The 11640-nt window shown below is 53.3% G+C and carries 9 protein-coding genes; 4 read left to right on the top strand and 5 right to left on the bottom strand.

What is annotated here, in order from left to right; translation table 11 throughout:
- Window positions 1–333: 333 nt before the first annotated feature.
- Window positions 334–1941 carry an MBL fold metallo-hydrolase gene (locus HY913_12225; protein MBI4964036.1) on the bottom strand — a complete coding sequence of 536 codons (1608 nt, stop codon included), beginning with the start codon at window positions 1939–1941 and terminating at the stop codon, window positions 334–336.
- 277 nt (window positions 1942–2218) lie between these two features.
- On the opposite strand from HY913_12225, the gene HY913_12220 reads away from it, so the two are divergent.
- The gene (locus HY913_12220) at window positions 2219–3205 is read left to right on the top strand and encodes an MBL fold metallo-hydrolase (protein ID MBI4964035.1); all 987 of its coding nucleotides are present in this window, start codon (window positions 2219–2221) and stop codon (window positions 3203–3205) included.
- A 78-nt stretch (window positions 3206–3283) separates the two neighbouring features.
- Window positions 3284–3421 (top strand): DUF3096 domain-containing protein, encoded by a 138-nt coding sequence (locus tag HY913_12215; GenBank protein MBI4964034.1) that lies wholly within the window; start codon window positions 3284–3286, stop codon window positions 3419–3421.
- A 29-nt stretch (window positions 3422–3450) separates the two neighbouring features.
- Here HY913_12215 and HY913_12210 read toward each other — a convergent pair whose 3' ends face one another.
- Window positions 3451–4701 carry a SpoIIE family protein phosphatase gene (locus HY913_12210; protein ID MBI4964033.1) on the bottom strand — a complete coding sequence of 417 codons (1251 nt, stop codon included), beginning with the start codon at window positions 4699–4701 and terminating at the stop codon, window positions 3451–3453.
- Window positions 4702–4743: 42 nt separating this feature from the next.
- Complete coding sequence (locus HY913_12205; protein ID MBI4964032.1) at window positions 4744–6036, bottom strand: peptide MFS transporter; 1293 nt, start codon at window positions 6034–6036, stop codon at window positions 4744–4746.
- Between the two features lie 195 nt (window positions 6037–6231).
- Here HY913_12205 and HY913_12200 point away from each other — a divergent pair, with 195 nt between their 5' ends.
- On the top strand, window positions 6232–7029 hold the full coding sequence (locus HY913_12200; protein ID MBI4964031.1) for a class I SAM-dependent methyltransferase: 798 nt from the start codon (window positions 6232–6234) through the stop codon (window positions 7027–7029).
- Between the two features lie 227 nt (window positions 7030–7256).
- Here the strand turns inward: HY913_12200 and HY913_12195 are convergent, their stop codons facing one another.
- Window positions 7257–8249, bottom strand: coding sequence for a hypothetical protein (locus tag HY913_12195; protein MBI4964030.1), 993 nt, complete (start codon window positions 8247–8249; stop codon window positions 7257–7259).
- 358 nt (window positions 8250–8607) lie between these two features.
- On the bottom strand, window positions 8608–8766 hold the full coding sequence (locus HY913_12190) for a rubredoxin (GenBank protein MBI4964029.1): 159 nt from the start codon (window positions 8764–8766) through the stop codon (window positions 8608–8610).
- A 389-nt stretch (window positions 8767–9155) separates the two neighbouring features.
- Here HY913_12190 and HY913_12185 point away from each other — a divergent pair, with 389 nt between their 5' ends.
- A complete protein-coding gene (locus HY913_12185; protein MBI4964028.1) occupies window positions 9156–11534 on the top strand; it encodes an MMPL family transporter in 2379 nt (792 codons plus the stop codon).
- Window positions 11535–11640: the final 106 nt, after the last annotated feature.

Genomic DNA, 11640 nt, shown 5'->3' with positions numbered 1-11640 from the left:
GCTTGGGCAGGTCTGTGGCACCCGACACCAGTTCGCCATAAAAAATATAACATCGCCGAAAGTTGTTATTGCGAGGGCGTCGAGCCCGAAGCAATCTCAGTGGCGAGAGATTGCTTCGTCGCTTCGCTTCTCGCAATGACAGCTGCTATCCTTGATGTTACGAGAATAATAGCGAACTGGTATGACACCGGTTCGGACTTGAAAATATTGGGTGCCACTGACCTGGGAACCAGGTCAGTGCCGGACACGATGAAAATCCGAGTGACTGTTTTAGGGGTGAATTGATATTAGAACGGCTGCAAGCATTCCCGATCGAAAATCGTTATAGGGCGTCTACCCTGCTACAATCGCTTGCAATTCGTCGCGGATCTCTGTGAGCCTTTCCACGTCTTCTTCGGACATTTTTTGTGCCTCACTGAGCAACCGGTCTCTTAACTTGGCGACCTCGATTCCCAGGTCCTCGGTCATTTCGAGCATTTTTTGTCGTCGCAAATCCGCAGGGACGACATGAGGCAAGACCTCGGGGAGACCTTCGCGCGGCTCAAGGCTTAACGTTTCACGCCATCGGGGCACGTACACGTCAAGTCCGAAATTCTTTCTGATTGCCGCGGCGAGCGACTCGCTTGACAAAGGCTCTCCGTGAATAAGGAAGACCCGCGGGCTGGACTTTTTCGAGAAATGGCCAACCCAGGAGAGAAGGTCTTCCTGATCCGCGTGCGCGGAGATCCCGCCAATGGTAAAAACCTTTGCTCTGACCGCTATCTTTTCCCCCAAAATCGTGACGAATTTCGCTCCTTCCACGATTTGCCGTCCCGTAGTGCCTTCGGCCTGAAATCCCACCATGATAATGCTTGCGCCCGGCCGCCACAGGTTGTGCTTCAGATGATGCTTTATTCGGCCTGCCGTGCACATGCCGTTGGCGGAAATGACAATCGCGGAGCCCGGCAATTGGTTGATCTTCATGGACTCGTTCGTTGTCGGCGTGAACTTGAGGTTTGGCATATCGAACGGATCAATCCCCCGCCCGACCATTGCACTGGCAGGCTCATCATAATACTGTTTATTCTTGCGAAATATCTCAGTTGCCTTGATGGCAAGGGGACTATCCAGATAGATTGGAATATTGGGGAGTTTGCCTGCTCGTGAGAATTCACCGAGAATATAGAGCAGTTCCTGGGTCCTCTCCACCGCGAATGCGGGAATAATCACCTTTCCGTTGTTGGACACGGCATACTCAATCGCACTGAGAAGCTCCTCTTTGCTCTCCTCTAGAGACCGATGCGTCCGGTTACCGTAGGTCGATTCGAGAAATACATGGTGCGCCTCTCCGATCTCGAAGGGATCTTGTACTATCAAGGGATCTTCCTTCCCCAGATCGCCGGAGAAGACTATTTTTGTTTCCTTTCCTTCGTCCTCGATCCACAGTTCGACAATGGACGAGCCGAGGATGTGGCCCGCGTTCCTGAGCCTGGCTTTGATGCCGGGCTCAACATCAATTACGGTATCAAGCTCCGTAGGGACCAAATATTGGAGGCTCCGCTCAGCATCCTCAGTCGTGTACAGAGGTTCCACATGCTGCCTGGCCTGGCGGCGACGTTTCCTTGTCCGCCATTCGGCCTCCATCTCCTGTACGTGGGCTGAATCGGGAAGCATCACCTGGCACAGTTCGGCACTGGGGGGAGAAGTAATGATCTTTCCGCGAAAACCGTCCTTGACCAATTTTGGGATGCGGCCGCTGTGGTCTATATGGGCATGTGTCAGGATCAGGTTTTTGACCTCTTTCGGGTCGTAGCCCCAAGGCTCCCAGTTGCGACGCTCCATCTCTTTGCCACCCTGAAAAAGCCCGCAATCTATAAGGAGGCTCCTCCCTCTCGAAGTTTCAACAAGAAAATTGGAGCCTGTTACGCCACCTGCGGCCCCGAAGCACGTGACCTTAACCATGGTTTTTCCCTTCCGGAATTTGGTGATTGATCGTGTGATGCAGTCGGTCTTTGCACTGTCATTCATTGCCCGTTCACCAAAGACTTGTCAACAGGTTTGACTGTATGGAAGGCAGGTGATATCGCTTATGCTCGAAAATACCCGGGCCGCGGCTTTGGCCGGAATGACGCTAATACACGCCCGGCACTCGTTTTCGAGATGCCCCATAAAGAATTGGCGACAAACCAGTCGTTTCGCACGGATGTGACATAAACGAGCAGCAGGACAAGCGAGGCTCATGACCAAAATCACGAGGATACAAGTTCCGATCCCTTACCCCGTTAAATGGGTGAATTGCTACTACATTGCGGATTCCGTCCCCACGTTGATTGACACCGGCGTTAACACTGAAGAGGGCCTGGAAACTATCAAATCAGCGATAGAAGCTCAGCGCGGAAAACTCGGCGACCTTCGCAGGATAATTACTACTCACGGCCATATGGATCATATCGGATTAACCGGGAGAATCGCTGAAATCAGCGGAGCGGAAGTCTTCGTTCACCCCTGGGACAGCATTCAATGGGTGGCCAATCCGGATGAGCAATTGATAGATATACGCGAGAATTACCGAAAGTTTTTCGCGGAAGCGGGGATACCGAAAGACCTCGCGGACGAATTGATCCAAGTGGTTTTCGCCCGCCATAGGGGAATGTGCAATCCGATTGCCGCTGAAACGCCTATAAGCGAAGGCATGGTTTTCGGATTTGATGATTTGGAGCTTCAGGCGATCCATACTCCCGGCCATAGCGCGGGTTCCGTGTGCCTTTTAAACCGAGCGGACGGAACACTGTTCACCGGGGACACGCTCTTGACCGAAATATTCCCTAATCCCGCCATGCGTAAGACCGGTTCCGGGGGGTACAAAAGCCTGACCGAGCATCGGGCGTCCCTGGACCGGATCAACGGCCTGGCCGCGAAAAGGATCTTGCCCGGACATGGAAGAACTTTTGAGGACCTTGCCACGCGAATCCGTAGGATCCGGGACCAACACGCCAAACGAAGCAAAGAAGTACACCGAATCCTGGCACAGGGCGAGAAGATCGCAAAGAAAAAGGCCGGAATGACTCAGTTCATGGTGGCAACTGAACTCTTCGGCCCACTCTCAGGCATAGAAGTCTTTTACGGGATCTCGGCAACCGAAGGACATTTGGATGCCCTGGAGGAGCAAGGCCTTGCCGCTCGGGTCAAAGAAGGGTCGCACTACTGCTACCGGCTCCAAGATTGACAATACCAGGGTCCATACCTACCGTAATGACAACAATAACGGATTGAGGTCAGCAATTAGTATGCGGAGGAATTGACCATGAGGATACACCCGAGGTTCTCGCCTGTACTAGCTCTCATTGCAGGTATATTGATACTTATTCGGCCCGATTTGATGTATCTGATCGTCGGGGTTTATCTGGTAATAATAGGCGTGTTGGGGCTGATGGGGAGATAGAGCGCGGCCCATTAGCGCAGGGAGCGTCTTCACCCTCGTTCGGCAGCATGCCGTCCCTTGAACGCTAGAGCCAGCATGGTGATGTCGTCTGTCTGGTCCGTTTCGGTACAGAACGAAGCCACGGATTCCATCACCCCTGATATTATTTTCTCGCAGGTGCCGGCCTTCAGTTCCAATACCCTTTGTACGAGCCTATCTTCGGAAAAGAATGCCGATTGCTTGTCACAGGCCTCAGTTACGCCATCCGTATACGCGAAAAGAATGTTTCCGGGATCGAGCGTCAGGGATTCCTCCCTGTAGCTGGTTCCGTCCACGAGGCCCAGCGGCGGGCCACTGGGTGCGGCCAGGCAAGCAATTGATTTTTCCCGGGTGCAAATCAAGGGCGGTTGATGGCCTGCATTGGCGTATGAAAGACTCCCTGTCCGCAGATCGAGTATGGCGCAGAACGCGGTTACAAACATGCACGCGTCATTGCCGCGGACCAATTCTCTGTTTAAGCGGTTCAGGATTGCATCAGGGGCCGATGTCTCTCTCGCCGTACTCCTTAGAAGGGCTATTGTGATCGCCATGAAGAGCGCAGCAGCAACTCCTTTGCCGGCAACGTCACCTACGGACACACACAAGTGGTCATTGTCAACCAGGAAAAAATCGTAAAAATCGCCTCCCACCTCTCTCGCGGGGCTCATCAGCGCATAGAGATCGAAGGCGTCCGTCGGGGCCAGGTGGGGAAAATCCTGCGGCAACATGTTTTTTTGAATTCGAGCGGCAACGGCAAGTTCGGCCTGGATCCTCTCCTGGGCAAGTTTGCGCTCTGTGATATCCCTGGAAATCCCGACAGTGCCAATCGCATGTCCCATATCATCGTGAACGGGAGATTTTATGGTTTCTATCCAGACTTTCTCGTTTTCCGAATGGGCCAGGGTTTCTTCGATGACCTTCTTTACGCCGGACTTCATGACCTGGACATCATCGTCGCGGTACCTTTGGGCCAGACTGGCCGGCCAGAAATCGAAGTCGGTTTTTCCGATCAGATCTTCCTTGGTTCTCTTCGATGCTTTGGCAAAGGCTTCATTGACCGCCAGGAACCGGCTCTCCACGTCCTTGAGCCAGACTATGTCCGGAATACTGTCCAGGATCACTTGTTGCATGCTCAACAGCTTGCGCAAGTCTTGGACGGTTCGTTCGCTGCGAACCTTCACCGACTCCAGTTCAAAGACCTTTTGCCGCAGTTCGGTCAATTCGCGTGTCGTATTATCAATGGCCTTGTCGCGGCCTTTCATGGTTATGCCTCAAATCGAGAAGCCTACGAGCGATGCATCGGATCACATGTCATGTTCCGGGCCTATGGCCTGCTTCAATGGTCCGAGGACCAACAGAATAGCTAATCCCGCTGCGAATGCAAGCGCTGCGATCATAAGAAAAAAGATATCTTTGGCCATCTTCTCCCAGAAATGGCCGAGGAGCCCGGCAGCGTAGTTCCCGAGAAACGAAGATAAGAACCAGGTCCCCATCATCATGGAAACGACCCTCGCGGGAGAAAGTTTCGTCACCAGTGAAAGCCCTACCGGAGAAAGGTACAGCTCGCCGAGAGTGACCAAAATGGTGAAAACGACCAGCCACCACATGCTGACCCGGGTTCCGGCCGTTTCATACACCATCGCTGCCGGAATCATGATCAAGAATCCGCATGCCAGCAAGAAACAGCCGAAGGCCATTTTCAAGACTGTCGGCGGTTCCTTGCCTCTTCTTGATTGCCGTGACCAAAACGTCATAACCAGGGGGGTAAACAGGAAGACAAAAGCCGGATTAAGAGACTGGAACCACGACGCAGGGAACTCCCAGCCGAAAATATGGCGGTCGGTGTTGACGTCTGCCCAAAGCGCGATCGTGTTTCCTTGTTGCTCGTAAGCCGCCCAAAAAGCCACACTGATGAGGCACACTACAAGCAGGCCCCATAGGCTGTTCTTTTCGGTTTTTGTGAACTGCTCCGGGGCCGTCTTCTCAATCGATTTTGTCTTGGCCAGATTGTCCGGGGCCAACCACCGCTGCCCCACCAGATAGATGCAGAGTCCTATTACCATGCCGACGCCCGCGGCTCCGAACCCATAATGCCAGCCGTAAATCTCACCTAAGGTGCCGCAAACCAATGGAGAAAAAAAAGCCCCCACGTTGATGCCCACGTAAAATATGCTGAAAGCCCTGTCTCGCCGCCGGTCTCCGGCAGGATAGAGATTGCCCACCTGGGTGGAAATGTTGGGTTTGAAAGCGCCGTTTCCCAGGATCAGGAAAACGAGGGCCGGGAAAAAGAGGGACTGAAAGGCCATCAGGAAATGGCCTAGCGCCATCAAAACCGCGCCGAGAATCACTGTCTTGCGTTGGCCGAGCACACGGTCCGCGAGAATACCCCCGAAGAACGGCGTTAGATAGACAAAGCCCGTGTACAACCCATATATATGTGACGCCTGACCTTGTGTGAACATGAGCTGTTTGACCATGTAATAAACGAGCAAAGCCCTCATTCCGTAGTAGGAGAACCGTTCCCACGTCTCGGTGAGAAACAATACGGAAAGCCCTATCGGATGGCCGAATAGGTTCTCGTCAGACCGATGAGGCACACTTGGCTCCTTGTGGTATGTGGTACTCGCGGCCCCGTTTGGTCCCGGCAGTTGAACTCATGCTTGAATAAGTGGGCCGCGATGAGGCATATTGGGTAGTCAGCGGGGTATCCATTCCTGGAACGCGACCGTTGGCGGTTACCTCCGGCGAAAGATTGTCAGGCGCGATCCGCGTTGTCTCGGCAGAACCATGTTATGAAAAACGCTCCAATAAATGACATTGCCTGGTTTCACCATCGGGGGCGATATCGCCTGAAATTCGCGCATTTCCCCTATCTCCGCAAGTGTTTGTTGAACCAAAGGAAAAACCTATCCTCGGATATGCGGATCCTGGACGTGGGGTGCGGGCCGGGCCGTCTCGCAGAATTTTGCGGGATGGCTAAGGGATGGCAATGGTTTGGACTGGACTTATACGAACCCCAACTGCGCCAGGCTGCGGGAAAAGATGTATATCAGAATCTCTGCCAAGTGAATCTCGTCGACGGCTTGCCATTTCGGGATCGATCACTCGATGCCGTGGTGTGCAACGAAGTGCTGATGTATCTTCCAAATACCGACGAAATCTTGGCCGAGTCGTATCGTGTGCTGAAACCCGGTGGACAGCTCTTTGTTTACAACCCGATTTCCTGGGCGCCCAGTATTTCCAGCGGCTTCAAGAAGTTCTTCAGAAAGATCTACCAGGAAAAGGAATCCGTCTGTCTGGGCACGCAGTCCAACTGGAGAGACGCAGACAGAGCCTCCCGCATGGCATTTTGTTCCTTACGATCCCTAGTTGAACAGGTAGCTTCTGCCAACTTCGTGGTGACCGACGTCGCTGGCTTTCGCCTTTTCCGCAACAGAATCCGATTGATGGCCGGCCTGGAGAATTTTGGCTGGTATCGCAGATCCGTAAAGTTTCTTACATCCCGTTATGCGTACCTGGCCAGCGACATCCTCATTGTGGGTCGAAAAGAGGAGGGACCGGCTAGTTGCCCCTCTGCTGGAACGCCTTGAGTGGGCGTCGTCACCGAAAGAGGAGTTTCAAGGGCTCACGAAAAAGAAAACCCCAGCCGACGCGGGGGGTCGGTTGGGGCTAGGAGAGGATATGAGACGTGTCGCCGCTCTATATCCCTCAAACTTGTCCATTCGAGACTATGATAAAAACTCCTCCCGATCCTCTGCCTTGGTTTTCGGAGTGAGACCGCTCGGTCCGGCGTTTTAGAACCTCTGCCAACCGCCTTCTAAAACGCCAGGTTTGCGCTCAGCCCAAAGCCGTAAGTGTAACGCGACAGCGTCGCCTTGCCACTTTCCAGTTGCTGCGTGAGGGGGGTGACTGTGTCAAAATTCGAAAACAGTTCTTCTCCTGTTGCGGAGAACCGCATCCAGTTGGCCCTGGCCCACAGGTCTAAGTATGCCGGTGTTGCTGCCAGCTTCCACGAGTAATCAACTGTCCCTTCGAGAAAACCACCTGTGGTGAACAGCTTGTACCGGGCTTCATCAATAGGCTGAACACCGTTGTTGACAAAGACAAAGGGGAGCTTGAATTGCACACTGGCAAAAGGGCTGCCAATAAATGTCGCCTTATAGGATTGCCCCAGAAGTTGAAAACCAAAGTAGGGTATAATGACCTTTGAGCGGAAATCAGCCTGGTAACGGTCCAAGGCGTACTCGTTGACAGCATTGTATGGGTTGCCCATCTTGAGCGTAAGGTGGTCCCAGCGAACCCCTCCGACCAGTGATGCCCAGGAGGGGAGGGCCAGAGTCAGGCCGCCGTCGACGTTCCACCACTCGAAGCCGGAACCTTCCCACGACGCCCCCCGGAGTAACAACCCACCAAGGGTGGCGGCGTTTTCAGGCTCAATGGGCGTCTGAACAGTGAAATTTTTCCTCAAATTGCCCTCGACGCTCAGGAAGGCCCCGAAGCCACTTGCCGACTGAACATTCACCCCGACTGACCCGACCCAGAAATATTCATTCCTGAGGTTCAAATCGACAGGCGAAAGCTCCAGAAAACCTACCCCGGCGTTCCGCTCAGGGATGTCTATGTCGAAATTCAGACCGAGTCTTTGGTACCCGGCCTTGGCAAAGGTCTCTGCCTTGAAACCGCCGAGATCGAAGGAGCTGCCAAACGGCAGCCAATTCCAGCCCTGAGCCAGGGCCGCGTTGGGGGTGGCCACGAGAAGAATCAGGCAAGCAAGCCAGAGAATTCTTGGCACGGAAGGATTACAGCGCATATCTACCTCCTAACCGGAAAAGGACACAGCGCGTCCGCGCGCAAACAAAGTTGCCACCCCCCACTCCCCGGAACGACCGGACAGGCGGGGAACGAAGGATGCCTTAGAATTTAATGGAACAAGCATAGATTACAGAAGAAAAAGCCCCATTGTCAAGGAAAATCATCGTGTTTTCGTAACCTTTCGCTTACGCGGGGAGTTGTCAGTCATCTGCCATTGCGAGCGTAGCGAAGCAATGACATGTTTCGCGCGAGTTGTTTTCCTCGCTAAACTGAATGACTACTTGTTTTAGATTTCTTACCCTAGGCCGGCGAGACGGCCTCTGGGACGAGTTTTGTCCAGCAGTAAAGCATCCCCTTTATTCCGGAGCAAAGGCCTCTTTACCAACGCCGCACAGTGGGCAGACCCAATCGGACGGCAAATCGTTGAAAGAGGTCCCCGCGGGGATTCCGTTTTCCGGGTCTCCCACAGCGGGATCGTAAACATAGTAGCAAACGTCGCACACGTACCGTTCCATATTTACCTCCGCTAAGTCACACTACTTATAGTTATAGCAATTGGCGATTAATACCAACTTCCATGCAGAAAATCGCCACAACGAATAATGAAAACGCCTCGAAGGCAACCGGCAAGATGCCGGCGCTACCGGCGTTTTCATTATTCGTTGTGGCGCTCGCCGCCAAGGGAGTTGGTATAGAAACGGGCCGCGGACCTACGAAGGCGGACTAAACCTTTTTCGTTTCTACGTTCAGCGTTCGGCCGCAAATAGTATGATTCCGCCCGGTTATAAAAAATGTTTGCAATACCGGCGCAGAGCGGAGAAAAATAGGCAGTTACGGCCGTCAAATATATTCTCTCTCCAGTTGGCTGATATGTACCGCGGCCGGGACCGCAGCAGGGGGAGTTTTGCAGGAAAAGGACAGACTCGATCTTTCACGCAAGAACCTGCTCGATCTAATTGTTGATCAGCGCAGAATCCTCGTACCCGTCATCGCGGTCATGACCGTTGTCCTGGCCCTATTGGTGCCGAACCTCAAAATGGATTGGGGCCTGCAATCCGCGATGGTAACCACATCATCGTCATATGCTCAGTACAAGACTTTCCTCGAAGAATTTGGCAGCGACGAATTCATCCTTGTCGCCATAAGTTCGAAGTCCGGCGCGAATGATCCGGGTTTCTTGCGCTCTTTAGACGCCATTAGCAGAAGCATTGAGGCGCTTGATAAAGTCTCCGAAGTAATCAGCCTGGCCAATTTGCGGGTCTTTCAACACAAAGGGGATAGGTTGGGGGTTTATCCGGTCATTTCATCCGCGGGTGGTTCCCTGTCGCTACCCGATCCCGCGGATTTGGCGAGGTTCAGGCAGGCCCTGCCCATGATCGGTCTTCTTTTGTCCGGTGACCTCAGAACCGCGGGTGTCTTGGTTAGAGTTAAGGAGGAATGGAGGTTTGATCCGGATGTCGGCGCTCGATTGGTGGACGCGATTTCGAAGATCACGCGGGATCACGTAGAGCCCGGCACGGAATACCGAATCATAGGCGCGCCCCTAATTCGCATGGCCGTTGTTAGCTACAACATTCAAACGGGAATGATGTTCGCTTTGATGAGCCTCCTGATTTGTACCGTTGTCTCGCTGTACGTTTTCAAGCAAGCCTCCATGACCTTGGTGGCGAATATCATACTTTGCGTGTGCGTCCTCTGGGTGCTTGGGCTCATGTCAGCCCTGGACATCCCACTGAATTCAACCACAGCGCTTTCTTTCGGCTTCATTTTGATCACTACCCTGGAGATCGTTATTCACATGGTGGTGCGGTACCATCAGTTCTACCAGGATTCTGCGAGCAAAACCGGCGCGATCAAGCAGGCGGTGCGATGGCTGGCCCGTCCGTGTTTGGTGTGTTCCGCAACGACCGCTGTGGGCTTTGGGACGCTGATGATCAGCTCCATCCCTATGGTGCGGCAGCTTGGTTTCATCATGTCATTCGGGGTGATGACTTCATACGTTTTGGCCATGATTCTGACCCCGGCCTTTTTTGTAACGATAAAGTCCCTGGACCTGCCGGGTGATTCGGGGATGTTGAGGGATTGGTTGGGCAGGGTGCTACTGGGGTTGGAACAAAGCATATTCAAGCGCCCCCGGTTTCTGGTTTTGATCGGGGTCCTGGCAACGGCTGTGCTGCTTGCGGGGACGCCGATGATCCACACCGATACCCAGATTCTGAGCATGCTGAAGGGTTCGACGAAGGAAGTTCAAGACATTTCTTTTGTGGAAGAAAGGCTTTCACCGGTTCAATCAGTCGAGCTGATGCTGGAAGGCGAGAGCCAAGACTTCAAAAAGCCCGAATTGTGGAAGAGGGTCGCTGAACTGGAAAAGCGCCTGAAGCAGATCCCGGAAGTGGCGGATGTGGATTCCATTTTGCCGTTTTTGGAGTATCTGAACGGTCTCGTGGGCAGCGATGGCGGCAAACAGGATGGACTGTTCTCACACCCGGCCCTTATCCCACAACTGCTGGCCATGACTCGTTTCGGAACCGGCGGTGAACGAATCCTCAATAGATTCCTCAACCCCGCGCAGGACAAGCTTCATATTTCCGTCCGCATCAGGAATTCTTCTTCTGTTCCGGTCCACGACACTATTCAAAGAATCCTTTCTACAGCCAAGGACACCATGAACGGAGCGTCAAAGGTTTCGATCACCGGAGAATTGGTCTTGGTAGCCGAGCAGTCTTCGGCTGTGATAGCGGACCAAATTTGGTCGCTGTTTCTCGCGGGGCTCATCATCACGGCTTTGATGATGATTCAGTTGGGCTCACCGATGCTCGGCCTTTTATGTCTGCTACCCAACATAGCCCCGGTGGCCGCTGTCTTTGGTGTCATGGGTTGGCTCGGCTATACCCTGAACAGTGTTACGGTTTTCGTAGCCACAGTGGCCATTGGATTGGCCGCGGACAATACCATTCACTACCTGACTCAGTTGAAACGAGAAATAACATTGCATCCGGAGCAAGGAATCGAGGCTTGTGTCAGTCGTGCTTACAAGCTAACCGCCAAGCAAATCGCTGCATGGAGCGTGGTGATTCTGTTCGGTTTTCTGGCCCTGGTTTTTTCCCCGTTTCGCCCGGTGGAATGCTTCGGGGTGGCCGGAAGTGCGGCAATTCTGATCGGCTTGTACGGGGACCTGCTTTTCATTCAAGCCCTTATCCTGTCTTCCCGCACGATTCGAAAAGCTTTGGGCAGGCTTATTGAAAAGCAGATGCTCGGTAACGCGCCGTCGATTTCTTCATGATCGTTCTCCGGCCAAGTCCAACCGCGTTCAAAATCACCTTGAAGTACATTGCGGAACAGGATAAAGAACGCCCACCTCTTGTGAGGCGACAGGCGTGCAGTTTTGC

The organism is Desulfomonile tiedjei, from assembly GCA_016212925.1.
Classification (GTDB): Bacteria; Desulfobacterota; Desulfomonilia; order Desulfomonilales; family Desulfomonilaceae; genus JACRDF01.
This window is presented reverse-complemented; position numbering and strand designations above follow the sequence as displayed.